The 25,130-nt window shown below is 66.0% G+C and carries 27 protein-coding genes; 18 read left to right on the top strand and 9 right to left on the bottom strand.

Going from position 1 to position 25,130, the window contains the following annotated elements:
• Window positions 1-66: 66 nt before the first annotated feature.
• The 4 genes from ACFO3A_RS13565 to ACFO3A_RS13550 form a co-directional block, all read right to left on the bottom strand.
• Entirely contained in the window at window positions 67-573 is a 507-nt protein-coding gene (locus ACFO3A_RS13565) for a GNAT family N-acetyltransferase (RefSeq protein ID WP_377727375.1), read from the bottom strand.
• On the bottom strand, window positions 570-872 hold the full coding sequence (locus ACFO3A_RS13560) for a type II toxin-antitoxin system TacA family antitoxin (protein WP_377727373.1): 303 nt from the start codon (window positions 870-872) through the stop codon (window positions 570-572). Before ACFO3A_RS13560 ends, ACFO3A_RS13565 begins: the two co-directional genes overlap by 4 nt.
• A gap of 56 nt (window positions 873-928) precedes the next feature.
• A complete protein-coding gene (locus tag ACFO3A_RS13555) occupies window positions 929-2,446 on the bottom strand; it encodes an acetyl-CoA hydrolase/transferase family protein (RefSeq protein ID WP_377727371.1) in 1,518 nt (505 codons plus the stop codon).
• Window positions 2,447-2,572: 126 nt separating this feature from the next.
• Window positions 2,573-3,859, bottom strand: a complete 1,287-nt coding sequence (locus ACFO3A_RS13550; protein WP_377727369.1) for a solute carrier family 23 protein — start codon at window positions 3,857-3,859, stop codon at window positions 2,573-2,575.
• A 154-nt stretch (window positions 3,860-4,013) separates the two neighbouring features.
• On the opposite strand from ACFO3A_RS13550, the gene ACFO3A_RS13545 reads away from it, so the two are divergent.
• Window positions 4,014-5,624 (top strand): methyl-accepting chemotaxis protein, encoded by a 1,611-nt coding sequence (locus ACFO3A_RS13545; protein ID WP_377727367.1) that lies wholly within the window; start codon window positions 4,014-4,016, stop codon window positions 5,622-5,624.
• 43 nt (window positions 5,625-5,667) lie between these two features.
• On the opposite strand, the gene ACFO3A_RS13540 is transcribed toward ACFO3A_RS13545, so the two are convergent.
• Both ACFO3A_RS13540 and ACFO3A_RS13535 read right to left on the bottom strand, forming a co-directional pair.
• The gene (locus tag ACFO3A_RS13540; RefSeq protein WP_377727365.1) at window positions 5,668-6,168 is read right to left on the bottom strand and encodes a PACE efflux transporter; all 501 of its coding nucleotides are present in this window, start codon (window positions 6,166-6,168) and stop codon (window positions 5,668-5,670) included.
• Between the two features lie 75 nt (window positions 6,169-6,243).
• Window positions 6,244-7,071 carry a M48 family metallopeptidase gene (locus ACFO3A_RS13535; protein WP_377727363.1) on the bottom strand — a complete coding sequence of 276 codons (828 nt, stop codon included), beginning with the start codon at window positions 7,069-7,071 and terminating at the stop codon, window positions 6,244-6,246.
• A 75-nt stretch (window positions 7,072-7,146) separates the two neighbouring features.
• On the opposite strand from ACFO3A_RS13535, the gene ACFO3A_RS13530 reads away from it, so the two are divergent.
• Window positions 7,147-7,488 (top strand): YqcC family protein, encoded by a 342-nt coding sequence (locus tag ACFO3A_RS13530; protein WP_377727360.1) that lies wholly within the window; start codon window positions 7,147-7,149, stop codon window positions 7,486-7,488.
• Window positions 7,489-7,607: 119 nt separating this feature from the next.
• Here ACFO3A_RS13530 and ACFO3A_RS13525 read toward each other — a convergent pair whose 3' ends face one another.
• Both ACFO3A_RS13525 and ACFO3A_RS13520 read right to left on the bottom strand, forming a co-directional pair.
• Complete coding sequence (locus tag ACFO3A_RS13525; protein ID WP_377727357.1) at window positions 7,608-8,348, bottom strand: GntR family transcriptional regulator; 741 nt, start codon at window positions 8,346-8,348, stop codon at window positions 7,608-7,610.
• Window positions 8,349-8,365: 17 nt separating this feature from the next.
• On the bottom strand, window positions 8,366-10,042 hold the full coding sequence (locus ACFO3A_RS13520) for a sigma 54-interacting transcriptional regulator (RefSeq protein ID WP_377727354.1): 1,677 nt from the start codon (window positions 10,040-10,042) through the stop codon (window positions 8,366-8,368).
• Between the two features lie 320 nt (window positions 10,043-10,362).
• Between ACFO3A_RS13520 and ACFO3A_RS13515 the strand changes: the two genes are divergently transcribed.
• The 6 genes from ACFO3A_RS13515 to ACFO3A_RS13490 all read left to right on the top strand — a co-directional run bounded on the left by ACFO3A_RS13515 (window position 10,363) and on the right by ACFO3A_RS13490 (window position 15,184).
• Complete coding sequence (locus tag ACFO3A_RS13515) at window positions 10,363-10,662, top strand: phenol hydroxylase subunit (RefSeq protein WP_377727351.1); 300 nt, start codon at window positions 10,363-10,365, stop codon at window positions 10,660-10,662.
• A gap of 54 nt (window positions 10,663-10,716) precedes the next feature.
• Window positions 10,717-11,715 carry an aromatic/alkene monooxygenase hydroxylase subunit beta gene (locus tag ACFO3A_RS13510; RefSeq protein ID WP_377727348.1) on the top strand — a complete coding sequence of 333 codons (999 nt, stop codon included), beginning with the start codon at window positions 10,717-10,719 and terminating at the stop codon, window positions 11,713-11,715.
• 29 nt (window positions 11,716-11,744) lie between these two features.
• Window positions 11,745-12,014, top strand: a complete 270-nt coding sequence (locus ACFO3A_RS13505; protein WP_377727345.1) for an MmoB/DmpM family protein — start codon at window positions 11,745-11,747, stop codon at window positions 12,012-12,014.
• A gap of 31 nt (window positions 12,015-12,045) precedes the next feature.
• The gene (locus ACFO3A_RS13500; RefSeq protein WP_377727342.1) at window positions 12,046-13,593 is read left to right on the top strand and encodes an aromatic/alkene/methane monooxygenase hydroxylase/oxygenase subunit alpha; all 1,548 of its coding nucleotides are present in this window, start codon (window positions 12,046-12,048) and stop codon (window positions 13,591-13,593) included.
• Between the two features lie 36 nt (window positions 13,594-13,629).
• Entirely contained in the window at window positions 13,630-13,986 is a 357-nt protein-coding gene (locus ACFO3A_RS13495) for a phenol hydroxylase subunit P4 (protein ID WP_377727339.1), read from the top strand.
• 130 nt (window positions 13,987-14,116) lie between these two features.
• Window positions 14,117-15,184, top strand: coding sequence for an NADH:ubiquinone reductase (Na(+)-transporting) subunit F (locus ACFO3A_RS13490; protein WP_377727335.1), 1,068 nt, complete (start codon window positions 14,117-14,119; stop codon window positions 15,182-15,184).
• Window positions 15,185-15,221: 37 nt separating this feature from the next.
• Here ACFO3A_RS13490 and ACFO3A_RS13485 read toward each other — a convergent pair whose 3' ends face one another.
• Window positions 15,222-16,130, bottom strand: coding sequence for a LysR family transcriptional regulator (locus ACFO3A_RS13485; protein WP_377727332.1), 909 nt, complete (start codon window positions 16,128-16,130; stop codon window positions 15,222-15,224).
• A gap of 147 nt (window positions 16,131-16,277) precedes the next feature.
• Here ACFO3A_RS13485 and ACFO3A_RS13480 point away from each other — a divergent pair, with 147 nt between their 5' ends.
• From ACFO3A_RS13480 to dmpG, 10 genes are all read left to right on the top strand, one after another.
• Window positions 16,278-16,883: an antibiotic biosynthesis monooxygenase gene (locus ACFO3A_RS13480; protein ID WP_377727330.1), complete on the top strand. Its 606-nt coding sequence runs from the start codon at window positions 16,278-16,280 to the stop codon at window positions 16,881-16,883.
• Window positions 16,884-17,023: 140 nt separating this feature from the next.
• Window positions 17,024-17,368, top strand: a complete 345-nt coding sequence (locus ACFO3A_RS13475) for a 2Fe-2S iron-sulfur cluster-binding protein (RefSeq protein WP_377727328.1) — start codon at window positions 17,024-17,026, stop codon at window positions 17,366-17,368.
• 28 nt (window positions 17,369-17,396) lie between these two features.
• Window positions 17,397-18,323, top strand: coding sequence for a catechol 2,3-dioxygenase (locus ACFO3A_RS13470; protein ID WP_377727325.1), 927 nt, complete (start codon window positions 17,397-17,399; stop codon window positions 18,321-18,323).
• A gap of 13 nt (window positions 18,324-18,336) precedes the next feature.
• A complete protein-coding gene (locus ACFO3A_RS13465; RefSeq protein WP_377727322.1) occupies window positions 18,337-18,771 on the top strand; it encodes a GlcG/HbpS family heme-binding protein in 435 nt (144 codons plus the stop codon).
• 24 nt (window positions 18,772-18,795) lie between these two features.
• The gene (locus ACFO3A_RS13460) at window positions 18,796-19,668 is read left to right on the top strand and encodes a SphA family protein (protein WP_377727320.1); all 873 of its coding nucleotides are present in this window, start codon (window positions 18,796-18,798) and stop codon (window positions 19,666-19,668) included.
• A gap of 83 nt (window positions 19,669-19,751) precedes the next feature.
• Window positions 19,752-21,212: a 2-hydroxymuconic semialdehyde dehydrogenase gene (locus ACFO3A_RS13455; protein WP_377727317.1), complete on the top strand. Its 1,461-nt coding sequence runs from the start codon at window positions 19,752-19,754 to the stop codon at window positions 21,210-21,212.
• 117 nt (window positions 21,213-21,329) lie between these two features.
• Window positions 21,330-22,196, top strand: coding sequence for an alpha/beta fold hydrolase (locus ACFO3A_RS13450; RefSeq protein ID WP_377727315.1), 867 nt, complete (start codon window positions 21,330-21,332; stop codon window positions 22,194-22,196).
• A gap of 20 nt (window positions 22,197-22,216) precedes the next feature.
• On the top strand, window positions 22,217-22,999 hold the full coding sequence (gene dmpE, locus ACFO3A_RS13445) for a 2-oxopent-4-enoate hydratase (RefSeq protein WP_377727313.1): 783 nt from the start codon (window positions 22,217-22,219) through the stop codon (window positions 22,997-22,999).
• Between the two features lie 18 nt (window positions 23,000-23,017).
• Window positions 23,018-23,926, top strand: coding sequence for an acetaldehyde dehydrogenase (acetylating) (locus ACFO3A_RS13440; RefSeq protein WP_377727311.1), 909 nt, complete (start codon window positions 23,018-23,020; stop codon window positions 23,924-23,926).
• Window positions 23,927-23,940: 14 nt separating this feature from the next.
• A complete protein-coding gene (dmpG, locus tag ACFO3A_RS13435; protein WP_377727308.1) occupies window positions 23,941-24,969 on the top strand; it encodes a 4-hydroxy-2-oxovalerate aldolase in 1,029 nt (342 codons plus the stop codon).
• The last annotated feature ends 161 nt before the right edge of the window (window positions 24,970-25,130 follow it).

Genomic DNA, 25,130 nt, shown 5'->3' with positions numbered 1-25,130 from the left:
TCATCGGTATTTCAGATGCAAAACTATCTGAAAACCAATGAATACCGGCGGTAGCAGATATTGTTTTTATATCTCTTGCCCCAGCAAACCCTGGCGTAAATCGGCAATGGTGGCCATCAGCGTCATGGAGTCCAGCGGCGAAGGCTCCAGCCCGACATGCAGGTAAAACTGGCGGGCTGCGTCGGACAGGGCATGTACCAGCAGGCCACGAATGCCGATCGCATCCGCCGCCGCCACCACGCGCAGGGCGGCATCCCGCACCAGGGCGCGGGCCAGGCCCTGGCCCTGCAGGCGCTGGTCAATCGCCAGGCGGCCCAGCACCACCACGGGAATGGGGTCGGGCATATTGCGCCGCAGCCGCCCGGTGGCGGCCTGGGGCGTGACGGCGCTGGCCGCCAGTGCGTAATAGGCCCGCACCTGCCCCCCTTCGCACACCACAAAGGTGCGGGAAGCGCCGGAGTGCTGATTCTTCAAGGCGCGGTGCTGGAGCCAGTCGTCCAGGCTGGTAACGCCGCAATCGAAGCCCCGGCAATCATGCGTTGCCGTCAGGCTCTGGGGCGCTTGCAGACTCATGCCGCATCCCAGGGCGCGGGGGTGTGCAAGGTTTTTTGCAGACTGGCATTGGCGGCGGGCGCTTGCTCCAGACGCTGCACAAAGGCGGCGTAGGCTTCGGGGCTGACTTGCACCAGGGCGCGGTCAAGCAGCGCCTCTTCTGCTGCGCTGCGGGCGGCATCCAGGATGAAGTCGGTGCGGGTCTTGCCCCGCAATTGGGCGGCCCGGTCAATCAGGCCACGCACTTCGGATTTGATGCGCAGGTTCAACGTCTCGCGCTGTGGCGCTGGTTGCGATGCCTTCAAACTGGCGGCAGTCATGGCGGCCCTTTCTCTAAAAATTCAGAAAAGTGTAGCCGCCTGTGATGACGTTGTCATTACGTCGGTTGCATGTCCCCCGTATCCAGGAAGCGCTGGTGCCAGGACAGCGCCTCGGTCAGGATGTGCGGCGTGTGCAGCGCCCCTTTGCTGCAGGCGCGGTCGAAGTAGTCTTGCAACATGGGGCGGTAGCTGGGGTGGGCGCATTTTTCAATCATCACCTTGGCGCGTTGCTTGGGTGCCAGGCCGCGCAGGTCGGCCAGGCCTTGTTCTGTGACGATGATCTGCGTGTCGTGCTCGGTGTGATCGACGTGCGAGCACATGGGCACGATGCAGCTGATCTTGCCGCCCTTGGCCACCGACGGCGTGACGAAGAACGACAGGTAGCCGTTGCGGGCAAAGTCGCCGCTGCCGCCGATGCCGTTCATCATGCTGCTGCCCATCAGGTGGGTGGAGTTGATGTTGCCGTAGATGTCCGCCTCGATCATCGAGTTCATCGCAATCACGCCCAGGCGGCGCACCAGCTCGGGGTGGTTCGATATTTCCTGCGGGCGCAGGATGATGCGGCTGCGGTAGAAGTCGATGTTCTTTTCGAAATCCTCGAACGCCTTGCTGGACAGCGAAATCGCCGTGGCCGAGGCGCGGCTCATCTTGCCGGCCCGCAGCAGCTCCAGCATTCCGTCCTGCAGCACCTCGGTAAAGCCCAGCAACTGCTCGAATGGGCCGTGCAGCAGCCCGGCCAGCACCGCATTGGCGACGTTGCCCACGCCCGACTGGATGGGCAGCATCTGTTTGGGCAGGCGGCCCGCCTTCATCTCGTGGGTGAGGAAGTCGATGATGGAGCTGGCGATGCGGTTGGAATCGGCATCCGGCTCGGCAAACACGTTGTTGCGGTCGCTGCCGTGCGTCTCCACCACGGCGATGACCTTGGCGGGATCGACCTTCAGATACGCCTCGCCGATGCGGTTGTCGGCGTGCGTCATGGAAATGGGCATGCGCCGGGGCGGGATGGCGGTGCCGTAGTAGATGTCGTGCATCCCCTCCATCGCGATGGGCAGCTTGGTGTTGACTTCCAGGATGACCTGGTCGGCAATCTCCAGCCAGGTCTTGTTGTTGCCGATCGCCGTCGAGGGGATGAGCAGGCCGTCCGCCGTCACGCCCAGCACCTCGACCACCGCCACGTTCATCTTGCCGAAAAAGCCGAACCAGGCGTGCTGGGCGACGTGCGACAGGTGCATGTCGATGAAGTCGATCTCGCCGGCATTGATCTGCTGGCGGGCGATGGGGTCGGTGTTGAACGGCAGGCGCTGGCCGATGGCGTGGGCCTGGGCCAGGGCGCCATCGCACTCCGGCGCGGTGGATGCGCCCGTCCAGACGTTGATCCTGTACGGCTTGCCTTGGGCATGTTCGGCCGTGGCGTGGGCGGCAATCGCCTGCGGCAGCGCCTTGGGGTAGCCCGCGCCGGTAAAGCCGCTCATGCCCACGTTGGCCCCGTGGGGGACGAGGGCCGCAGCGGCGGCTGCGCTCATCACGCGGTTGTGAAAGGGGGTAAAGCGAACGCGGTCGGCCAGGCTCATGGTGTCGTCTCTCTCCAGAAGGTAAAAAAAGAACCGCCTGTTCAGGCGGTTTCATTAAATTTCTGAAGAAATGGTATCAGTAGAAACCCGTACTGGTCTACAAAATCAATTCCTTACGTAGTCGTATCATCGCCCCCGCGACAAAATCCAGTGCAGCCCGATGGCCCCGAAGGTGGCGGTGCCGATGCCGCCCAGGGCGAAGTCGCCGAATTTCAGCGTGAACTCGCCGGTGCCCAGGATCAGCGTGATGGCGGCGACGACGAGGTTCTTCGTGTCGGCGAAATTCACCCGGTTGTCCACCCAGATGCGTGCCCCGGCGACGGCGATCAGGCCGAAGACGACGATGGAGACGCCGCCCATCACCGGCAGCGGAATGGCCTGGATCAGCGCCCCGAACTTGGGCGAGAAGCCCAGCAGCAGCGCCAGCAGGGCGGCGACCAGGAACACGGCGGTGGAGTAGATGCGCGTGGCGGCCATCACGCCGATGTTCTCGGCATAGGTGGTCACGCCCGTGCCGCCGCCGGCGCCGCTGACCATGGTGGCGATGCCGTCGCCGATGAAGGCGCGGCCCATGTACTGGTCGATGTTCTTGCCGGTCATGGCGGTGACGGCCTTGATGTGGCCCAGGTTCTCGGCCACCAGGATGATGACCACCGGCACGATCAGCAGCATGGCGTTGGCGCTGAACACCGGCGCGTGCAGGCTGGGCAGGCCCAGCCACGGGGCGGCGACGACCCCGCTCATGTCCACCGGCTTGCCCCAGCCCAGGCCGTTGGTGAAGGCGGCGTAGAGCAGGCTGGCAACGATCAGCCCCAGCAGAATCAGCAGCCGCTGCAACATGCCGCGCGTGAATACCGCCACCAGCGCCACGCAGGTGAAGGTCATGGCCTGCATCCAGGCTTCAAAGTTGTTCGCCGCCATGTTCTTGATCGGCACGGTGGCCAGGTTCAGCCCGATGATGGCCACCACCGAGCCGGTGACCACCGGCGGCATGAGCTTTTCGATCCAGCCCGTGCCGATGGCCTGCACCAGCAACCCCACCAGGGTATAGACCGCGCCGCAGGCAATGATGCCGCCCAGCGCCAGCCCGATATTGGCGTTGGCCCCCTGGCCGCCGTAGCCCGTGGCGGCAATCACCACGCCGATGAAGGCGAACGACGAACCCAGGTAGCTGGGCACCTTGCCGCCGGTGATGAGGAAGAAGATCAGCGTGCCGATGCCGCTCATCAGCACCGCCAGATTGGGGTCGAACCCCATCAGGATCGGCGCCAGCACGGTCGAGCCGAACATGGCGATGACGTGCTGCACGCCCATCAGGCCGGTCTGCGCCCAAGGCAGGCGCTCGTCCGGGCCGATGACTCCGCCGCCCTGCAGCGCCGAGGAAGGTTTTTCTGACCAGGTAAACAGGCCCATCGCATTGATCCTTGAAAAAAACGTGGGCGCGATATTAACTGCCCGCCCGTTCGCCGGCTGCCTGCGTGTCACAGCGCCGTCATACATGTTGCATATCGTAAGAACCCGTTCACGATTTTTTTCATGGTGCCCGCAAGGAAGGAGCGATCCAGACATGCCGTCGTTGAGTGTTTTTCAGAATCTATCCGTGGCCCGCAAGATGTGGGCCCTGTTCCTGGGGCTGCTGCTGTGCTGCACGGTGGTGGCTGCCGGGCTGCTGGCCTACCTGCAAAGCGTGGAACAGCGCGTCAGCCAGAGCGTGCAGGCCACCGACCAGCGCATCAACCAGGCGCTGCGCTGGCAGGCGCTGACGCTGCAAAGCGTCGAGGCGGCGCTGGCCAGCGTGCTTTCGTCCGAGGAGCATCTGATCGCCCAGCTCTCGCACAAGGCCCGGGGCCTGATGGCGCAGGCGGGCAGCCTGCAGGAATCGATGCAGGCCGACGTGCGCAGCGCAGCCGAGCGCGACGGCCTGGCCCAGGTGGACATGGCCCGCAAGACCGTGCTGGACGTGTACGACCAGGCCTACCGGGCACGCGATCTGGGCATGGCCTGGGAGGCGCAGCACCTGGTGGACACGGCGCTGACCCCTGCCGCCCAGCGCTACGTGCAGGCGCAGGATGCGCTGATCGGCACCTTGCAGCACCAGCGCACCGAGGTGCTGGAACAGGGCCACGCGCAAAGCGCACTGGCCAAGCAACTGGCTGCGGGCGTGGGCCTGTGCATGGCGCTGCTGGGGGCGCTGCTGTCCATGGCGGCCATCCGCTCCATCACCACCCCGCTGGGCGAGGCGGTACGGCTGGCGCAGACCATTGCCGCAGGCGACCTGAGCCACGTGCCGAACAGCCGGCGCCGGGACGACCTGGGCCAGCTCATGCAGGCGCTGGCGCAGATGACGCAGCAATTGCGCGGACTGGTGGGCGAGGTGCAGGGCGGGGTCGAGGCCGTGGCCGCCGCCTCCAGCCAGATGGCGCAGGACAACAGCGCCCTGTCCGACCGCACGGCCCATGCCACCAGGCAGTTGCGTGCCACCGTGGGCAGCATCGACAGCATGGTGGAACTGGTCACGCGCTCGGCCGACAACGCCCTGCATGCCGACCGCAGCGCCCGCAGCGTGGCCGAGGCCGCAGCCAGCGGCGGCAGCGTGGTGCAGGAAGTGGTGCGCAACATGCAGGACATGGCGCACAGCAGCCGGCAGGTGGCGGCCATCGTCGGCGTGATCGACGACATCGCCTTCCAGACCAACCTCCTGGCGCTCAATGCCGCCGTCGAGGCCGCCCGCGCCGGGCCGCAGGGCCGGGGCTTTGCCGTGGTGGCGGCCGAAGTGCGGGCACTGGCCCAGCGCAGCGGCGAGGCGGCCCGGCAGATTCGCAAGCTGATGACGCACGCCACCGCGCAGATGCAGTCCGGCCAGGCGCTGGCGCAGCAGGCGGGCCAGCGGATGCAGCGCATCGTCAGCGACGTGCAGCAGGTCAGTGCGCTGATCGCTTCGATCACCGAAGCGGCGCAGGCGCAGAACCAGGGCATTGCCCAGATCAGCGCCGCCGTGCAGACCCTCGATCAGATGACCAGCCAGAACGCCGGTCTGGTGGCCGAGTCGCACGCTGCCGCGCAGGAACTGTTCCACCAGGCGCGGCGGCTGGAGGCCGGGGCCGGGCGCTTTCGGCTGACTGCCGATGTACCTGAAAAAGTAGCTTTTACCGCTGATGTAGCATTGATTTCAGCATGATTGATGCCTGAAGTCGTTAATTGGTCAGCGGAAACAGCTACGTTTATTGTGTTGCGGCACTGCCGGCCTGCACCTGGGCCGAGGCGGGCAGGCCGAAGATGCGGTCGAACGACCAGTTGAAGGCGTAGGTATAGACCAGGAAGAAGGCCAGCATCCCGGCCTCCATCACCGTCGCCTCCCACAGGCTGATGCCGAACCACCAGGCCATGATGGGGATCAGGATGGCCCCCAGCCCGCCCTCGAACCCCAGGGCGTGGGCGATGCGGCGCTTGAGCGAGCGGCCCTTGACCGCCTGACGCAGCTCCCAGCGCTCGAACCAGTGGTTGAAGGTCACGTTCCAGGTCATGGCGATGACCGAGGCCGCAATGGCCATGGCCCCCGATTCGCCCGCTTGCTGGCCGATCAGCATGAACAGGCCGCTGGCGCAGAAAATGGCAATCAGCTCGTACAGGCCCACGAACACCACGCGACGCCAGGGGCCTTGCAAACCGGTGATTTTTGGGGTGGCCGCCGCGTCCACCGAAGAAGAAACAGACAAAGACATAAGGGCGCCAAGTGTAGGCGCTGGGGGCCGGGCTGGCAGCGGTGGGGGCTTGGCGGCGTGCCAGCCCCGGCGCCGTCAGCGCCGCCGCGCCTGCTCGTACAGGCCCTGCACCTTGGGTACGTTGGCCTGCAACTGGCGGATGCGCTGCGGCCCGCTGGGGTGGGTGGAGAGGAAGTTCAGCCCCTGGCCGTTGCTGCCGGTGGCGGTGCCCATTTTTTCCCACAGGCGCACGGCGGCCTGCGGGTTGAAACCGGCGCGGGCGGCGATTTCCAGGCCGACCAGATCGGCATCGGTCTCGTCGCTGCGGCTGAAATTCAGACTGAGCAACTGCCCGCCCAGCCGTGCGGCGTAATTGCCCAGGTCGCCCAGGCCCAGCAACTGCGCCCCCAGCGACAGGCCGATGCCGGTGGCCGAGTTTTTCGCCAGCTGCTCGCGGGCATGTTCGCGCAGGGCGTGGGCCATTTCGTGGCCCATGACCATGGCGACCTCGTCGTCGGTCAGGCGCAGCTTGTCCAGGATGCCGGTGAAGAAGGCGATCTTGCCGCCGGGCATGCAGAAGGCGTTGATCTCATCGCTGCGGATCAGCGCCACCTGCCACTGCCACTGGCGGGCGCGTTCGTTCCAGGGCGGGGTGAACGGAATCAGCCGCCGGGCAATGGCCTGCAGGCGCTGCACCTGCGCATCGCCATCGGGCACCAGGGCGCCCTTGGCCCTGGCCTGTTGCAGCAGCTGGGCGTACTGCTGGGCGGCGGATTGTTCCAGCTGCTCGGCAGGCACCAGATGGCGCAGCCGCGAGGCGCTGCCCACCGCGACCTGGGCCAGGGCGGGCACGGCAACCGCCGCCGCACCGGCAGCCAGGAGCCAGCGGCGGCGCGAGAGGGTGGAGAGGGCAGCAGACGGCATAGGCGTTCAAGTGTAGAACAGCCGGGCAAAACACGGCCGGAACGCAGCAGCCGGACATTGCGGACAATGGCAGGCATGAGCGAAACCAACGACCTTCCCCCCGATTTGCGCCCCCTGCTGCACGCCCTGGAAGCGGCGCTGCGCGACGCCGGTTTCTGGGAGCCGATGCCGCCCGGCCCCGAGGCGCTGGCCTCCACCATGCCGTTCATGGTCGATACCCTGCGCATCGAGCAATGGCTGCAATGGATTTTGCTGCCGCGCCTGCACGCCCTGCTGGATGCCCGGGCGCCGCTGCCCGGCGCGTGCAGCGTGCATCCGCTGGCGCAATACGAGTGGGCGCAGCGCGGCTGCGGCCCGGCCAGCCAGGCCGTGCTGGCGGTGCTGCTGGCGATCGACGGGCGGCTTTCGCAGCAATAAAAATAGCTTTTTCCGAAGGTATTCAAACGATTTCAGCATGTTTTGTATCTGAAATCTTTTGTATGACTGCGCAAGAAGCTCCTTGATTCATAGTTTCAAGCCAGCGCAGCGCGAGGGCATTACGGCAGCACGATGCGGCCTTCGCGCAGCGCCCGGATGAGCAGGTCGGGCGTGGCGCGGATGTGCGCCTCCAGCGCCAGGGCGGCGCGGGCTTCCTGGCCCTGGAGGGCGTATTCGACGATGGCGGCGTGTTCGGCATGGACATCGCGGATGCAGCCCGGCAAGGTCATGGCGTAGCAGCGGTAGCGCTCGCTGTGGCGCGAGAGCAGGCGCAGCACGCGCAGCGTCCAGGGCGACGGGTGGCCGCCGAGCAGTGCCTCGTGAAAACGGACGTTGAGCTGCTCCCAATGGGGCCGTCGCTCCGGGGCGATGGGCTCCACGGTGGAGATGGCGGCATACGCCTGCTCCACCTCGCGCCGCCAGCGGGCATCGCCGTTGCGGATGGACAGGCGCAGCGCCTCGGTTTCGATCTGTACGCGCAGGAGGGTGATGTCTTCCAGCTCCTCCAGCGCGATCGGCGCGACGCGAAAGCCACGCTGCCCTTCGGTGGTGACCAGGGCATCGCTGACCAGGCGCGTCAGGGCTTCGCGCAGGGTGCCGGCGCCTACGGCGTACTGGGTGCGCAGGTGTTCGATGCGCAGCTTGCTGCCCGGGGGCAGGCGGCCTTCGATGATGTCGGTGCGCAGCGTGGCGTAGGTCTGCTCGATCAGGGTGCGGTTGGCGTGCGTGAACGGGGCATCGGCGGGCGGGCTGCCGATGTCCAGGGCGGGGAGGGGGTGGGAAAAGCTGCGCTTGGCCATAAAAGATGCGTTTCTGCTCAGGAAGGAAGGGGGCCGGAGCGCTCGTGCAGGCGTTGCAACCGGTAGCTCAGTTGCGGGCGTGTCAGGCCCAGCGCCCGGGCGGCGGCGGCCAGGTTGCCGCCGGCGCGGGCCACGGCTTCGGTCAGCAGGGCATTTTCCAGCGCTTCCAGCGTCATGCCACTTTGTTGCAGGTGGTCGTACCACTGGGCGGTGAACCGGCTGTCGCAGGCGGTGGCTTCCAGTTGCCCGGCCACCCCCACCGTGGCCCCGGCGGGCAGGTTCAGGTGGGGGAACAGCGCCTCGGCGTCCACCTCCTCGTCGTTGGCGGTGAGGATGATGCCGCGCTCGATCAGGTTTTCCAGCTCGCGCACGTTGCCGGGCCACTGGTGCGCCTGCATGGCGGCCAGCGCCCGGTCGGTAAAGCCCAGCAGGCGCTTGCCGTGCTGGGTGGCGAATTTGTGCAGCAGGTGCATGGCCAACTGGCCGATGTCCTCGCCGCGCTCGCGCAGCGGCGGGATGTGGATGGGGTAGATGTTCAGGCGGTACAGCAAATCCTGGCGGAAGCGCCCTTCGCGCACGGCCTGTTCCAGGTCGACGTTGGTGGCGGCCACCACGCGCACGTCCACCTTGCGCGGCTGGCTGGCGCCCAGGCGGTCGATCTCGCCGCTTTGCAGCACGCGCAGCAGCTTGGCCTGGGCGGGCAGGGGCAGTTCGCCCAGTTCGTCGAGCATCAGCGTGCCGCCGTGGGCCCGCTCGAAGCGGCCCATGCGCGGGGCGGCCGCGCCGGTGTAGGCGCCTTTTTCGGCACCGAACAGCTCGCTTTCGATCAGCTCGGCCGGCAGGGCGGCGCAGTTCACGGCGACAAACGGCTTGTCCGCCCGCGTACTCATGGCGTGCAGGGCACGGGCAAAGCGTTCCTTGCCCGTGCCGGTTTCGCCGGTCAGCAGCACGGTGACCTGGGTTTCGGCGGCCTTGCGCAGCAGCTCGGCGGTGCGCTGGAAGGCGGGGGAGCTGCCGACCAGCGGCCCCAGCTCGTCCGCCGGTTGCAGTTGCGTGCGCAGGGTCTGTACCTGGGCTTGCAGCTCGTCGAGCTTGACCAGCATGGAGTCGGCGTCGTAGTCGCGGGCCATGGCTTCGCCGTCGGGCCATTCCTCGGCGTAGCGGCCTTCGATGGCGCAATGCTCGTGGCCGCAGGCGGCGCATTGCACTTCCTTGTAAAGCACGGGGCGGCGGAAAAAGGCGCTGGTATAGCCCGAGGCATAGCCCAGCAGCATCCAGCACACGGGGTCGTCCTGTGGGCCGAATTCACGGGCATGGACTTCGGCCTCCCAGCTGTGGTCCCAGCGGAAGCGGGCCAGGAAATGGCCCCGGGCCTCGTCCAGTTCAAAGGTCAGGGGGGTGACCTGCACGGCCCCTTCCAGCATGTGCAGCTGCGGGCCGACGGCAAAGCCATCGAACAGGCTGGCATCGGGGCGAATCTGGCGGGCCAGCAGGGCGTCGCGTTCGCCGGCGGCGTAGCCCGAGCGCATCAGCACCCGGCGCGTCTGCGTGCGGCCCAGAGTGGCCATCAGCTCGCGGCGCAGGGCGTGCAAGGCGGCCATGTGCAGCAACAGCATCCGCTGGTCGGACAGCCAGATGCGGCCATCGTTGGCCGAGAAATGCACCAGACGGCGCAGATCCTGGTCTGAAGGCATGGGAGGAAGTAGCGTGGACATGCGCAAAAGTATCGATAAAAACACTTTTCCTGCCTATGGGGCTAGCCCCATGCCTGGGCGGTCGGGAAATTGATCATTTCATCAATTCGGTTAAATGTTGTTGCGTATTTCATCATGTTGCAACGCAATATCGGCAGGACTGTGCCGATTTTTTACAGCGGCAGCGGCGGGGGTGACGGGCTGCGAAGTCGAAGGTTTTTAGTGTTTACCCTGAATTTATCGATATTTATCGGATTTTTGCCAAAGTTGGCATGGTCTGTGCGGAACCCGGGGCACTACGCGACTTTGAGGAGCCTTTCATGGATACCAAGCCCGCTACGCCTGGCACGCCGGATGCGCAATGGGACGTGACCCGCAAATACGTGCGGGAAGTGCAACAGCACGACAACGGCATGGTGGAGTTCGAGTTTGCCGTCGGCGAGCCGGGCCTGTTCGTCGAAATGGTCATGCCCCGCCCGGAGTTCGAGGACTTCTGCGCCATGCACGGCGTGCAGCCCACCCGGGGCCGCCTGCCCGAGCAGGCCGCAGGCAGTGCCGAACACGAATGGGACTGGAGCCTGCACGACGCCCGCCAGCAGCACTTCCTGCACGCACCCTGACCGCTTTCCCGGCCCCCTTTTCTTCCACTGCACAAACCAAGGAGACACCCCCTCATGCAAATCGACTTGCGCACCGTCAGCATCACGCCGCTGCGGCAGACCTACAACCATATCGCCGAGCGGCTGGGCGCGGACAAGCCCGCCTCACGCTACATCGAAGGCACGATGAACGTGCAGCCCGATGCGAATTTCCACTACCGCCCGACCTGGGACCCCGAGCATGAGCTGTTCGACCCGCGCCGCACCCGCCTGGTGATGCAGGACTGGTATGCGCTGAAGGACCCGCGCCAGTTCTACTACGGCACCTACACCCAGGCCCGCGCCCGGATGCAGGAGGTGGCCGAGGCCGATTTCGACCTGGTCGAAACCCGGGGGCTGGCCGAGCGCTACGACGACGGCGCCCGCCGCAAGGCGCTGGATTTCTACGTGCCGCTGCGCCACGTGGCCTGGGGCGCAAACATGAATGGCGCCTACCAGTGCGCCTATGGCTACGGCACGGCCATCACCCAGCCCTGTTTGTACGCGGGCATGGACCAGTTGGGCATTGCCCAGTATCTGACGCGCCTGGGCCTGCTGCTGGGCAACCAGGGGGAGCTGGAAGCGGGCAAGCAGGCCTGGCTGGAAGCCCCCGCCTGGCAGGGGCTGCGCCGGGTGGTGGAGGACACCTGGGTGCTGAAGGACTGGATGGAGCTGTTCGTGGCGCAGAACGTGGTGCTGGACGGCGTGCTGTTCACCCTGGCCTACCGGGAGGTGGACGAGGCGCTGAGCCAGCAGGCCGGCCCGGTCGTTTCCATGCTCACCCGCTTCCAGGCCGAATGGGCGCAGGACGCCAACAAGTGGGTGGATGCGGTGATGAAGGCGGCCGCCGCCGAAAGCGCGGACAACCAGACGCTGCTCAGCGGCTGGTACGCCGACTGGCGCAGCCGCGTGCAGCAGGCCCTGGCCCCCGTGGCGGCGCTGGCCCTGGGCGCCGATGCCCCTGCCGCGCTGGAGCGCAGCGTGGCCGTGCTGGATGCCCGCATGGCCAAGGCGGGTCTGGCCATTCCGGCCTGAACACCACTTTTCCATTCAGGAGTACCGGAATGTCCAACGTATTCATTGCCTTTCAGAAAAACGAAGACTCACGCGCCATCGTCAACGCCATCCTGGCGGACAACCCACAGGCCATCGTCAGCGACCAGCCGGCCATGGTGAAGATCGACGTGCCCGGCCATCTGGTCGTGCGCAAAAGCACCATCGAAGCAGAAATGGGCCGCGATTTCGACCTGCAGGAGATGCAGGTGCATCTCATCACCATGAGCGGCAACGTCGACGAGACCGACGACGAGTTCACCCTCACCTGGCACCAGTAACACCGATCCGGACGACCCAAGGAGACACCCCATGGACATGAAAGCCAACAAGAAGCTCGGCCTCAAAGAGCGCTACAACCTGATGACCCGCGACCTGGCCTGGACGCCGACCTACCAGGCGGTCAAGGACGTGTTCCCGTACATGGAGTACGAGGGCATCAAGATCCACGACTGGGACAAGTTCGAGGACCCCTTCCGCATGACGATGGATTCGTACTGGAAGTACCAGGCCGAGAAGGAGCGCAAGCTCTACGCCATCATCGACGCCTTCACGCAGAACAACGGCCACCTGGGCGTGACCGATGCCCGCTACATCAACACCCTGAAGCTGTTCCTGACGGGCGTCTCGCCGCTGGAATACATGGCGCACCGGGGCTTTGCCCACGTGGGCCGCCAGTACCCCGGCGCCGGCCCGCGCGTGGCCTGCATGATGCAGAGCCTGGACGAAATCCGCCACGCGCAGACGCAGATTCACAGCCTGTCCAACTACAACAAGCACTACAACGGCTTCCAGAACTGGCGCCACCAGCACGATCGCGTGTGGTACCTGTCGGTGCCCAAATCCTTCTTTGACGACGCCGTCAGTGCCGGGCCGTTCGAGTTCATCGTCGCCATCGGCTTTGCCTTCGAATATGTGCTGACCAACCTGCTGTTCGTGCCCTTCATCAGCGGCGCGGCCTACAACGGCGACATGGGGGCGATGGCCTTCGGCTTCTCGGCGCAGAGCGACGAATCGCGCCACATGACGCTGGGGCTGGAGATCATCAAGTTCATCCTGGAGCAGGACCCGGACAACCTGCCCATCGTGCAGGCCTGGCTGGACAAGTGGTTCTGGCGCGGCTACCGCGTGCTGACCCTGGTGGCGATGATGATGGACTACATGCTGCCCAAGCGCGTGATGAGCTGGAAGGAAGCCTGGGAGATTTACGCCGAGCAGAACGGCGCGGCCCTGTTCAACGACCTGGCCCGCTACGGCATCACGGTGCCCAAGGGCTGGGAGCAGGCCTGCAAGGACAAGGACCACCTGAGCCACCAGGCCTGGAACGTGTTCTACAACTACGGCGCTGCCGCCCCCTTCCACACCTGGGCGCCCAGCGAGAAGGACATGGAGTGGCTGTCGGCCAAGTACCCCGATACCTTCGACAAGTACTACCGCCCGCTGTGGACGCACTACGCCAAGGAGCAGGCCGAGGGCAAGCGCTTCTACAACGGCACGCTGCCCATGCTGTGCCAGGTCTGCCAGGTGCCGATGTTCTTCACCGAGCCGGACGACCCCACCAAGATCGCCTACCGCGAGAGCGAATACCAGGGCGTGAAGTACCACTGCTGCTCGGACGGCTGCAAGCACATCTTCGACAACGAGCCGGAGAAGTACGTGCAAAGCTGGCTGCCCGTCCACCAGATCTACCAGGGCAACTGCTTCCCCGAAGACGTGGACCCCACCCAGCCCGACTTCAACCCCCTGGCCGAGGTGCTGCGCTGGTACAAGATCAACCAGGGCCAGGACAACATGGATTACGCCGACTCGCCGGACAAGCAGAACTTCGAGACGTGGCGTGCGCAAGCCACCGGCAACTGAAGCGCCAGCAATCCAGAGAAAAAAAGGAGATATCCCATGGCTGTCAAATCCCTGACCCCCTACCCGTTCGCCCCCAAGGACACGGTGGACAAATTCCCCGCGCCGCTGCTCTACATCGGCTGGGAAGACCACAAGCTGTTCTGCTCGCCCGTGTGCGTGCCCATGCCGCCCACCACCACGTTCGGCGACCTGGTGCGCGGCACGCTGCCCGGCATCTACAGCGCCCACCCGGACTTTGCCCGCATCGACTGGGCGCAGACCGAGTGGTTTCTGTCCGGCCAGCCCTTCACCCCGGACATGGACAAAACCCTGGCCGAACACGGCATCGGCCACAAAAGCGCCATCCGGTTCCGCACACCGGGGCTGACCGGGCTGAACGGCTCTTGCTTCTAGCCCCGGGCTGCAAAGCAAAATTTTAAGGAGCTTGTACCGCTGGATATAAAAGGGTTTCAGATATGAAAATATCTGAAATCAATATATATCCAGCGGAAACAGCTATAAGTTTTAAAAAATTGAGATTGCCATGAGCCATCAACTCACTATCGAGCCCCTGGGGCAGACCATCGACATTGAAGAAGGCCAGACCATCCTGGACGCCGCCCTGCGTGCCGGTATCTACCTGCCCCACGCCTGCGGCCATGGCCTGTGCGGCAGTTGCAAGGTGCAGGTGGCCGATGGCGACATCGAACACGGCGACGCCAGCGGCTTCGCCCTGATGGATTACGAGCGCGAGGAAGGCCTGTGCCTGGCCTGCTGCGCCACCGTCGAATCGGACGTGGTGGTCGAAGCCGAGATCGAGGAAGAGCCGGACGCGCTGAACCTGCCGGTCGCGGACTTTGCCGGCACCGTCTCGCGCATCGAAGACCTGACGCCCACCATCAAGGGCGTGTGGATCGAACTGGATGCGCCCATCACCTTCCAGGCCGGGCAGTACGTGAACCTGCACATTCCCGGCGAGGGCAGCACCCGCGCCTTCTCCATCGCCAGCGCCCCGGCGCAAAAGGGCGAGATCGAGCTGAACATCCGCCGCGTGCCCGGCGGCATGGGCACCGGCTGGGTGCACGAGCAGTTGCGGGCGGGCGAGCGCGTGAAAGTCTCCGGCCCCTACGGGCGCTTCTTCCTGCGCGAAAGCGCCCACCGCGCCAGCGACCTGGGCTATCTGTTTCTGGCGGGCGGCTCGGGCCTGTCCAGCCCGCGCTCGATGGTGCTGGACCTGCTGGCCCAGGGCTGCACGCGCCCCATCACCCTGGTCAACGGCGCCCGCAGCCGCGCCGAGCTGTACCACCACGACGCCTTCGTGCAACTGGCGCAGCAGCACCCCAACTTCACCTACGTCGCCGCGCTGTCGGGCGAACCCGAAGGCAGCGACTGGGACGGCGCCCGGGGCTTCGTCCACGAGGCGGCCAAGGTGCATTTCAACAACGACTTCCGTGGCCACAAGGCCTATCTGTGCGGCCCGCCGCTGATGATCGACGCCTGCATCACCACGCTGATGCAGGGCCGTTTGTTCGAGCGCGACATCTACACCGAGAAGTTCATCTCGGCCGCCGACGCGCAGCAGGTGCGCAGCCCGCTGTTCCGCAAGATTTAAGAGCGTGTCGTTCTACATGCGTGCGCCAGACCGATCCTCACTCCTGCACGGGCGGCGAGGGCGTGGCCGCGAAGGTCTGCACCACGTCCAGAAAGGCCCGCAGCGCGGGCGAGCGATCGCCCCGGCGGTACAGGCAGCTCAACTCCAGCTCCTGGAGCTGGCGGCTGCGCAGCGGGCGGAAGGCCACGCCCGGCAGGCGCAGGTTGGCCGCCGACCGGGTGGTAATGGCGGCGCCAAAACCGGCCGACACCAGGGCCACGGCGGTCACCACGTCCTCCACTTCCTGCTCCACGCGCAGCGGCACGCCTTCGGCATGGAAGGCGTCGGTCACTTCCTGCGCCAGCCCGCGCAGGGGTACGTTGGGGTAGAGGATCAGCGGCACCCCGCCCAGGTCCTGAAGGCGCAGCAAAGGGCGCTGCGCCAGGGGGTGGGTGGCGGCGATGGCCACCATCAACGGCTCGCGCAGCACGGTCTGGGTGCGGATGTCCGCCTCCTGCGGCACCAGGCGGTTGAAGCCGACGGTGATGCGCCGTTCGCGCAGTGCCTGCAACTGGGCGTCCTTGGTCAGGTTGTGCAGCACGATCTTCACGTCCGGGCGGGCCTGGTGAAACCGCGCCAGGATGCGCGGAATCACGTCCAGGATGCCCGAGCCGAACAGCCCCACGTCCAGCTGCCCGATCCAGCCCTGCCCGGCCAGGCGCGTGCGCTCGGCGGCCTGCTGCGCCAGCTCCAGCAGGTTGGGCACCTCCTGCAGCAGCGTGTGCCCGGCCTCGGTGAGCTGCATCCCCTTGGGGGTGCGCAGGAACAGCGGCACGCCCAGCTTTTCCTCCAGCGCCTGGATGTGGCGCGTCAGCGGCGGCTGCGACAGGTGCAGGCGGGCGGCAGCGCGGCCCATGTGGCCTTCTTCGGCCACGGCGAGAAAGTAGCGCATGTCACGCAAGTCCATGGGACGCACTCCGGCAGGAAAGTTGGAAATGCCGAAATGGTATCGAAGTTTGGAGTAAACGGTATTGGAAGGTATCGAGTGCGCTGCCTATCGTGGCGTGCATTCCCCGTCGCTGCCCGGCGATGCCTGCCAAGGAAAGACCGTCACATGGACAACGCCTCCCGCATTCCCTCCCCGGCCCGTGCCGCGGCGCCGCCGCGTGCCGTCACGGTGCTGATTGCCCGCCGCGTCCGGCCTGCTGCCGTCGCCGCCTTCGAGGCCGCCATGCTGGGCATGCTGGCCGCAGCGGAAGGCTTTCCCGGCCATCTGGGCGGCCAACTCGTGCCGCCCCAGGAGGCAGGCGACGCTGCCGAGCCGCTGCTGTACCACGTGGTCTTTGCCTTTGACAACGAGGCGCATCTGGCCGCCTGGCAGGACTCGGCAGAGCGGGCGCAGTGGCTGCAGCAGGTGCTGCCGCACACCGTCGGCACGCAGCAATTGCATCGCGTGGCGGGGCTGGACTACTGGTTTGCCGCGCCCGACAGCACCACCCGCGCCGCCCCGCCGCGCTGGAAGGTGGCGGTGGTGACGTGGCTGGGGATTTTCCCCACGGTGCTGTTGCTGTTCCTGACCGTGGCGCCGCTGCTGGCCGACTGGCCTCTGGTGCCGCGCGTGCTGGTGATCACCCTGCTGGTGGTCGTGATCATGACCTGGGGCGTGGCCCCGCGCCTGACGCGCTGGCTGCATCCCTGGCTGCACGCCAGAGCCGGATAGGCCGGGCCGGTTTGTCGATACTGAAACGGTATTGAACAAAAGGAAAAATTGTATTGGACGGTAACGGCAATTCTTTTTATCGTTGCCTTGCGACTTGCAGGTGCCCCGCCCGAAGAGGGCACCGCAAAGGAGACAAAACCATGCAGAAATTCGTCATCCACATCGAAGAAACCGGCGAGTCCTACACCGCCGCCGACACCCGCTCCGTGCTCGAAGGCATGGAGGCGCTGGGCAAGAAAGGCATCCCCGTGGGCTGCCGCCAGGGCGGCTGCGGCGTGTGCAAGGTGCAGGTGCTGGAAGGCCAGTTCACCCGCCGCGTGATGAGCCGCGCCCACGTCAGCGCCGAGGAAGAGGCCGCCGGCTGCGTGCTGTCCTGCCGCATCTATCCGCGCAGCGACCTGCGCCTGAACGTAGTCGGCGCCATGAAGAAAAACGTATGCCGCCCGGCGGATGCCGGGGCGGCCTCCCTTTCCCCCAACCCATGAACCCATCAAACATCAAAGGAGACAAATCATGGCAATGACTGGCGTTTTACGTCCCGGGCACGCACAAATCCGGGTGCTGGACCTGGAAGAGTCGGTGAAGTGGTACACCGACGTGCTGGGCTTGAAGCCCATGGGCCGCGATGCCCAGGGCCGGGTCTATTTCAAGACCCGCAGCGAGCGCGACCACAACAGCGTCATCCTGCGCCAGGCCGACCAGGCGGGCATCGACTTCTTCGCCTTCAAGGTGCTGGACCAGGCCACGCTGGACGACTTCGACCGCAAGCTGCAGGCCTACGGCATCACGACCGAGCGCATTCCCGCCGGCGAGCTGCTGGAAACGGGCGAGCGCGTGCGTTTCCGGATTCCCACGGGCCACATGGTCGAGCTGTACGCCGAAAAGACCGACGTGGGCAACGGCATGGGCTATTTCGACCCTGACGTGGACGTGCTGGACGGCCCGGGCATCCGCCCCATCCGCCTCGACCACTGCCTGCTGTACGGCGGCGACGTGGACGGCAACGTCAAGCTGTTCACCGAAGTGCTGGGCTTCACCCTGGTCGAGCGCGTCAAGCTGGAAGACGGCCAGACCGACCTGGCCGTGTGGCTGACGTGCAGCGCCAAGGCGCACGACATCGCCTTCGTGCGCCATGCCGAGGACGGCAAGCTGCACCACGTCTCCTTCCAGATGCCGAGCTGGGAAAGCGTGCTGCGTGCCGCCGACATCATGAGCGTGAGCCGCACCTCCATCGACATCGGCCCCACCCGCCACGGCATCACCCAGGGCACGACGATCTACTTCTTCGACCCCAGCGGCAACCGCCTGGAAACCTTTGCCGGCGGCTACGACCACTACCCGGACATGCACCCGATCACCTGGAGCTGGGAAGAAGTGGGGCGCGGCATCTTCTACCACGACCGCAAGCTGAACGACGCCTTCCTGAGCGTCGTGACCTGAGGAGCGCAGCACGATGGCACAGCACAGCGTCGAACAACGCGCCATTACCGCCGAAGCCGCCCATGCCGCCGTGCTGGCGGCGGTGGTCAAGGCGGGGGAACTGGGCATCCGCATCAATGCCGCCGTGACCGATGCGTCCGGCGTGCTGGCCGCCTTTCTGCGGATGCCGGGCGCCTTCCTGCACTCGGTGGACATCGCCATCGACAAGGCCTACACCAGCGCCGGCTTCGGCTTTGCCACGGCGCAGTGGGCGGGCATTCTGCAAGGCGACGAAGCGCTGCGCCTGGGGATGCCGACCCGCCCGCGCAACGTGGTCTTCGGCGGCGGCCTGCCGCTGCGCGAGGGCGGGGTGCTGATCGGTGGCATCGGGGTGTCGGGCGGCAGCGCCGAACAGGATGAACTCTGCGCCCGCGCCGCCCTGGCCGCGCTGGGCCTGGACGACGCATAGAAAAAAGAGACAAGGAACAAACCAATGAAAGTCACACACATTGCCAGCGCCGCGGCCCTGGCCCTGCTGGCCGCCACCGGGGCGCAGGCCGACGGTCACTATGTCCCGGGGGTGGAAGGGATGCAGGGGCCCAGCGTGCCCCCGGCAGGCATGTATTACCTGGGCTATCTGGTGAACTACAGCATCGACAGCCTGCGTGCGCCGGGCAGCAGCAAGGTGCCGGGCCACAACACCGGCACCGTCACCGCCCTGGCCAACCGTTTCGTCTGGGTCACGAACCACAAGCTGCTGGGCGCGGACTACGGCATGGAAGCCATCGTGCCGGTCATGCGCACCTCGCTGACGTTCAACACGCCGGGCGTCTCCGACTCGCGCTCCGGCGTGGGCGACGTGTACCTGGGGCCGCTGGTGCTGGGCTGGCACGGCCCGCAGTGGGATGCCGTGGCCGCTGCCGGCCTGTGGCTGGACAACGCCAGCGACAGCCATCCGGCCTCGCCCGGCAAGGGCTTCAAAAGCACCATGCTGACGGGCGGGCTGACCTACTACTTCGACGGGGCCAAGACCCTCTCCGGCTCGGCCCTGGCGCGTTACGAGTTCAACAGCAAGAACGATGACGGCTTCCGCCCCGGCCAGCAGCTGACGGTGGAGTGGGGGCTGGGCAAATCCTTCGGCGCCTTCTCTGCCGGCGTGGTGGGCTACAGCCAGTGGCAGACCAGCGACGACAAGGGGCCGGGCGCCACCACCGACCGGGCGCGACGCCATGCCGTCGGGGCCGAGCTGGTCTATCCCATTGCCGGCGCCGGGGTGTTCTTGAAAGCGGCGGCTTACAAGGAGTTCAGCGTCAGGAACAACACCAAGGGCTCCTTGGTGCGCTTCACTTTGGTGAAGGCTTTCTGACAAGGGCGCAGGCACGGTGGCGGCCTCGCGCTGTCACCGTACCGGGGCGCAGGCAAGCGTTTTATTTCAACCAGAGCAGGGCTATGCAAGAGTTTCTCAATTTCATCAACGGCGCGTACGTTCGCAATACCAGCGGCAAGACGTTTCCCGACATCAATCCCGTCAATGGCCAGGTGATCGGCCAGATTTACGAAGCCGGGCAGGGCGAGGTGGATGCCGCCGTGGCGGCGGCCCAGGCCGCGCTCAAGGGCGATTGGGGGCGCCTGTCGGTGGTGGAACGCTGCAAGCTGCTCGACGCCGTGGCGGGGGAGATCAACCGCCGCTTCGACGACTTCCTGCAGGCCGAGATCGCCGACACCGGCAAGCCGCACCACCTGGCCTCGCACGTCGACATTCCGCGCGGCGCGGCCAACTTCCAGATCTTCATCGACACCATCAAGAGCACGGCCACCGAGTCGTTCAACCTGCGCACGCCCGACGGCAAGACGGCCCTCAGCTACGGCGTGCGCGTGCCGCGGGGCGTGATCGCCGTGGTCTGCCCGTGGAACCTGCCGCTGCTGCTCATGACCTGGAAGGTCGGCCCGGCGCTGGCCTGCGGCAACACCGTGGTCGTCAAGCCCAGCGAGGAAACCCCGGCCACCGCCACGTTGCTGGGCGAGGTGATGAACGCCGTGGGCATGCCCAAGGGCGTCTACAACGTGGTGCACGGCTTCGGCCCCGGCTCGGCGGGCGAATTTCTCACGCGCCACCCGGGCGTGAACGGCATCACCTTCACGGGCGAGACGCGCACCGGCAGCGCCATCATGAAGGCCGCCGCCGACGGCGTGCGCCCCGTGTCGCTGGAGATGGGCGGCAAGAACGCCGCCGTGGTGTTCGCCGACTGCGACTTCCAGGTGGCCGTGGACACGCTCACGCGCTCGTGCTTCGAAAACGCCGGCCAGGTCTGCCTGGGCACCGAGCGCGTGTACGTCGAGCGCCCGATTTTTGAAAAACTGGTGGCCGCACTGAAAGACCGTGCCGAGGCCATGAAGCCCGGCCTGCCGTTCGACAAGGACACCAAGATCGGCCCGCTCATCAGCAAGAAGCACCAGGCCAAGGTGCTGGGCCTGTACCAGAGCGCCAGGGACGAAGGCGCGACCATCGTCACCGGCGGCGGCATCCCCGACATGCCCGAGGCGCTGAAGGACGGCTCGTGGGTGCAGCCCACCATCTGGACGGGCCTGCCCGAAACCGCCACCGTGGTGACGGAAGAAATCTTCGGCCCCTGCTGCCACATCAGCCCCTTCGACAGCGAGGAGGAAGTGCTGGCCAAGGTCAACGCCAACCGCTACGGTCTGGCCACGGCGGTGTTCACGCAGGACATCGCCCGCGCCAACCGCCTAGCGCACCAGATCGAGGTGGGCCTGTGCTGGATCAACGCCTGGTTCCTGCGCGATTTGCGCACGCCGTTCGGCGGCTCCAAGCAGTCCGGCATCGGCCGCGAGGGCGGCGTGCACTCGCTGGAGTTCTACACCGAGCTGCGCAACGTGATGGTGAAGTTTTAGGTATTTACTATTTTAAAAAGAGCTTGTTCCGCTGATATTCATTGAATTTCATATGATTTATTCATTGAAATTGTTGATGCGTGATCGGTAACAGCTTCTTTAAAAGGAGCAATAACCATGTCCCCATCCCCCGCCAACCCCGAGATCGCCCACAGCGTGAATGCTGCGGGCATCCACACCAACTACCACGACAGTGGTGGTGACAAGCCGCCGGTGCTGCTCATCCATGGCTCGGGGCCAGGCGTGTCGGCCTGGGCCAACTGGCGGCTGGTGATGCCCGCATTGGCCACGCAGGCCCGCGTCATCGCGCCGGACATGGCGGGCTTTGGCTACAGCGAACGCCCGGCAGGTTTCGTCTACGGCATGGACGCCTGGGTGCGCCAGGCTGTGGGCCTGCTCGATGCCCTGGGCATTGAACGCGCCGACCTGGTGGGCAACTCTTTCGGCGGCGGCTTGGCGCTGGCGCTGGCCATTCGCCACCCGCAGCGCGTGCGCCGCCTGGTGCTGATGGGCAGCGTCGGCGTGCCGTTCGCCATCACGCCGGGGCTGGATGCGGTGTGGGGCTACACGCCGTCGATCGAGGCCATGCGCCGCCTGCTGGACATCTTCGCCTTCGACCGCGGGCTGGTGAACGACGAGCTGGCCCGCCTGCGCTACGAAGCCAGCGTGCGCCCCGGTTTTCACGAATCCTTTGCCGCCATGTTCCCCGCGCCCCGCCAGCGCTGGGTGGATGCGCTGACCAGCCGCGAGGCGGACATCCGCCGCCTGCCGCACGAAGCCCTGGTGGTGCATGGCCGGGAGGATCGGGTGATCCCGCTGTCCAACGCCCATACCCTGGCCGACTGGCTGCCGCGTGCGCAACTGCACGTGTATGGCCGCTGCGGCCACTGGACACAAATCGAACACGCCGCCCGCTTTGCCCGGCTGGTGGGCGACTTCCTGGCCGAGGCCGATGCGGCAGAGCCTTACCCCCTCATCCCCTGATTGCACGGAGCTAACCCACGATGACCCCTGAACTTATCGATCAACTCGGTGATGCGCTCTACCAGGCCCTGCGCAGCCGCCAGGTGCTGGAGCCGCTGACCAGCCAGCACCCCGAAATCACCATCGAAGACGCTTACGCCATCCAGCAAAAAATGCTGGCCCGCCGCCTGGCCGCCGGTGAAAAAGTGGTGGGCAAGAAAATCGGCGTCACCAGCCAGGCGGTGATGAACATGCTGGGCGTGTTCCAGCCGGACTTCGGCTGGCTGACCGACGGCATGGTCTTCAACGAAGGCGAGGCCGTGCCCGCCGACACCCTGATCCAGCCCAAGGCCGAGGGCGAGATCGCCTTCGTGCTGAAGAAAACGCTGCAAGGCCCGGGCGTCACCGCCGCCGACGTGCTGGCCGCCACCGAGGGCGTGATGGCCTGCTTCGAGATCGTCGATTCGCGCATCCAGAACTGGAAGATCAGGATCCAGGACACCGTGGCCGACAACGCCAGTTGCGGCGTGTTCGTGCTGGGTGACCGGCTGGTCGATGTGCGTGACGTCGACCTGGGCACCTGCGGCATGGTGCTGGAGAAAAACGGCGAAATCGTCGCCACCGGCGCCGGTGCGGCCGCCCTGGGCCACCCGGCCAACGCGGTGGCGTGGCTGGCCAACACCCTGGGCCGCCTGGGCATCGCCCTGGAAGCGGGCGAGGTGGTGCTGTCCGGCTCGCTGGGCATCATGGTGCCTGTGGCTGCCGGCGACAACCTGCGCGTGACGATTGGCGGCATCGGCGGCTGCTCGGTGCGCTTTGTTTAATTACTGGAGAGACTGGCAATGACCCAAAAAATCAAATGCGCCCTGATCGGCCCCGGCAACATCGGCACCGACCTGCTGGCCAAACTGCAACGCAGCCCCGTGCTGGAACCGGTCTGGATGGTGGGCATCGACCCCGAATCCGACGGCCTGAAACGTGCCCGCGCCATGGGCATCAAGACCACCGCCGAGGGCGTGGACGGCCTGGTGCCGCACATGCAGGCCGACGGCGTGCAGATCGTCTTCGATGCCACCAGCGCCTACGTCCATGCGGAAAACTCCCGCAAGGTCAATGCCCAGGGCGCCATGATGATCGACCTGACGCCGGCGGCCATCGGCCCCTACTGCGTGCCGCCCGTGAACCTGAAGGAGCATGTCGGCCAGGCCGAGATGAACGTGAACATGGTCACCTGCGGCGGCCAGGCCACCATCCCCATGGTGGCGGCCGTCAGCCGCGTGCAGACCGTGGAGTACGCCGAGATCGTCGCCACCGTCTCCAGCAAATCCGCCGGGCCGGGCACGCGCAAGAACATCGACGAGTTCACCCGCACCACGGCAGGCGCCATCGAGAAAGTCGGCGGGGCCAGGAAGGGCAAGGCCATCATCGTCATCAACCCGGCCGAGCCGCCCATGATCATGCGCGACACCGTGCATTGCCTGGTCGAAGGCGAGCCGGACAAGCAAGCCATCACCGCCTCCATCCACGCCATGCTGGCCGAAGTGCAGAAGTACGTGCCCGGCTACAAGCTGGTCAACGGCCCGGTGTTCGACGGCAACCGCATCAGCGTCTTTCTGGAAGTCGAAGGCCTGGGCGACTACCTGCCCAAATACGCCGGCAACCTGGACATCATGACCGCTGCCGCCGCCCGCACCGCCGAAATGTTTGCCGAGGAAATCCTGGCCGGCAAGCTCACCCTGCAAGCCGCCTGAAGGAGAACCCCACCATGACGCAAAAAATCACCCTGCACGACATGACCCTGCGCGACGGCATGCACCCCAAGCGCCACCTGATGACCCTGGAGCAGATGAAATCCGTGGCCCAGGGGCTGGACGCTGCCGGCATCCCCCTCATCGAAGTCACCCACGGCGACGGCCTGGGCGGCGCCTCGGTCAACTACGGCTTTCCGGCGCACAGCGACGAGGAATACCTGGGCACCGTCATCCCGCTGATGAAACAGGCCAAAGTCTCGGCCCTGCTGCTGCCGGGCATCGGCACCGTCGATCACCTGAAAATGGCCCACGGCCTGGGCGTCCACACCATCCGTGTTGCCACGCACTGCACCGAAGCCGACGTCAGCGAACAGCACATCACCCTGGCCCGCAAGCTGGACATGGACACCGTGGGCTTTCTGATGATGGCGCACATGAACGACGCAGCGGGCCTCATCCAGCAGGCCAAGCTCATGGAAGGCTACGGCGCCAACTGCATCTACGTCACCGACTCGGCCGGGTATTTGCTGCCCGATCAGGTCAGGGAACGCATCGCCGCCGTGCGCGATGCCCTCAAACCTGAAACCGAACTGGGCTTTCACGGCCACCACAACCTGGCCATGGGCGTGGCCAACAGCGTCGCGGCCATCCAAGCCGGGGCCAACCGCATCGATGCTGCCGCTGCCGGGCTGGGCGCAGGGGCGGGCAACACCCCGATGGAAGTGCTGGTGGCGGTCCTCGACCGCATGGGCATCCAGACCGGTGTGGATGTCTGGAAGATCCAGGACGTGGCCGAAGACCTGGTGGTGCCGCTGATGGACTTCCCCATCCGCATCGACCGCGATGCGCTCACGCTGGGCTACGCGGGCGTGTACGGCAGCTTTTTGCTGTTTGCCAAGCGGGCCGAGAAGAAGTACGGCATCCCGGCACGCGACCTGCTTGTGGAGCTGGGTCGGCGCGGCATGGTGGGCGGTCAGGAAGACATGATCGAGGACACGGCGCTGACCATGGCACGCGAACGCGGCATTGCGGTGCCCGCGTAAAGCGGCATGGCTCGACCCTTCGACCCTTGAAGCAGGAGTGACGCAATGGACATGCTGACATGGTGGAATCCCGGCGCAGGCCTGGGCTTTGCGCTGGGCGTGCTGTGCGGCGCCGCCCTGGTGGCGTGGAGAGGGCGCTGGCGCGGCCGCAGCCGGGGCCT

The organism is Comamonas nitrativorans, from assembly GCF_042654765.1.
Taxonomy (GTDB): Bacteria; Pseudomonadota; Gammaproteobacteria; order Burkholderiales; family Burkholderiaceae_C; genus Comamonas; species Comamonas nitrativorans.
Note: the sequence above shows the minus strand (reverse complement) of the source record. Positions and strands in the feature narration are given on the sequence as shown.

Coding starts and splice junctions, on each gene's coding strand:
- ACFO3A_RS13525 (WP_377727357.1), bottom strand. CDS start 8,348: ATGGCCAAGCGCAGCTTTTCCCACCCCCTCCCCGCCCTGGACATCGGC.
- ACFO3A_RS13515 (WP_377727351.1), top strand. CDS start 10,363: ATGGATACCAAGCCCGCTACGCCTGGCACGCCGGATGCGCAATGGGAC.
- ACFO3A_RS13475 (WP_377727328.1), top strand. CDS start 17,024: ATGCAGAAATTCGTCATCCACATCGAAGAAACCGGCGAGTCCTACACC.
- ACFO3A_RS13560 (WP_377727373.1), bottom strand. CDS start 872: ATGACTGCCGCCAGTTTGAAGGCATCGCAACCAGCGCCACAGCGCGAG.
- ACFO3A_RS13440 (WP_377727311.1), top strand. CDS start 23,018: ATGACCCAAAAAATCAAATGCGCCCTGATCGGCCCCGGCAACATCGGC.
- ACFO3A_RS13455 (WP_377727317.1), top strand. CDS start 19,752: ATGCAAGAGTTTCTCAATTTCATCAACGGCGCGTACGTTCGCAATACC.
- dmpG (WP_377727308.1), top strand. CDS start 23,941: ATGACGCAAAAAATCACCCTGCACGACATGACCCTGCGCGACGGCATG.
- ACFO3A_RS13520 (WP_377727354.1), bottom strand. CDS start 10,042: ATGCCTTCAGACCAGGATCTGCGCCGTCTGGTGCATTTCTCGGCCAAC.
- ACFO3A_RS13495 (WP_377727339.1), top strand. CDS start 13,630: ATGGCTGTCAAATCCCTGACCCCCTACCCGTTCGCCCCCAAGGACACG.
- ACFO3A_RS13550 (WP_377727369.1), bottom strand. CDS start 3,859: ATGGGCCTGTTTACCTGGTCAGAAAAACCTTCCTCGGCGCTGCAGGGC.
- ACFO3A_RS13485 (WP_377727332.1), bottom strand. CDS start 16,130: ATGGACTTGCGTGACATGCGCTACTTTCTCGCCGTGGCCGAAGAAGGC.
- ACFO3A_RS13450 (WP_377727315.1), top strand. CDS start 21,330: ATGTCCCCATCCCCCGCCAACCCCGAGATCGCCCACAGCGTGAATGCT.
- ACFO3A_RS13490 (WP_377727335.1), top strand. CDS start 14,117: ATGAGCCATCAACTCACTATCGAGCCCCTGGGGCAGACCATCGACATT.
- ACFO3A_RS13510 (WP_377727348.1), top strand. CDS start 10,717: ATGCAAATCGACTTGCGCACCGTCAGCATCACGCCGCTGCGGCAGACC.
- ACFO3A_RS13565 (WP_377727375.1), bottom strand. CDS start 573: ATGAGTCTGCAAGCGCCCCAGAGCCTGACGGCAACGCATGATTGCCGG.
- ACFO3A_RS13530 (WP_377727360.1), top strand. CDS start 7,147: ATGAGCGAAACCAACGACCTTCCCCCCGATTTGCGCCCCCTGCTGCAC.
- ACFO3A_RS13545 (WP_377727367.1), top strand. CDS start 4,014: ATGCCGTCGTTGAGTGTTTTTCAGAATCTATCCGTGGCCCGCAAGATG.
- ACFO3A_RS13555 (WP_377727371.1), bottom strand. CDS start 2,446: ATGAGCCTGGCCGACCGCGTTCGCTTTACCCCCTTTCACAACCGCGTG.
- ACFO3A_RS13540 (WP_377727365.1), bottom strand. CDS start 6,168: ATGTCTTTGTCTGTTTCTTCTTCGGTGGACGCGGCGGCCACCCCAAAA.
- dmpE (WP_377727313.1), top strand. CDS start 22,217: ATGACCCCTGAACTTATCGATCAACTCGGTGATGCGCTCTACCAGGCC.
- ACFO3A_RS13535 (WP_377727363.1), bottom strand. CDS start 7,071: ATGCCGTCTGCTGCCCTCTCCACCCTCTCGCGCCGCCGCTGGCTCCTG.
- ACFO3A_RS13465 (WP_377727322.1), top strand. CDS start 18,337: ATGGCACAGCACAGCGTCGAACAACGCGCCATTACCGCCGAAGCCGCC.
- ACFO3A_RS13500 (WP_377727342.1), top strand. CDS start 12,046: ATGGACATGAAAGCCAACAAGAAGCTCGGCCTCAAAGAGCGCTACAAC.
- ACFO3A_RS13470 (WP_377727325.1), top strand. CDS start 17,397: ATGGCAATGACTGGCGTTTTACGTCCCGGGCACGCACAAATCCGGGTG.
- ACFO3A_RS13505 (WP_377727345.1), top strand. CDS start 11,745: ATGTCCAACGTATTCATTGCCTTTCAGAAAAACGAAGACTCACGCGCC.
- ACFO3A_RS13460 (WP_377727320.1), top strand. CDS start 18,796: ATGAAAGTCACACACATTGCCAGCGCCGCGGCCCTGGCCCTGCTGGCC.
- ACFO3A_RS13480 (WP_377727330.1), top strand. CDS start 16,278: ATGGACAACGCCTCCCGCATTCCCTCCCCGGCCCGTGCCGCGGCGCCG.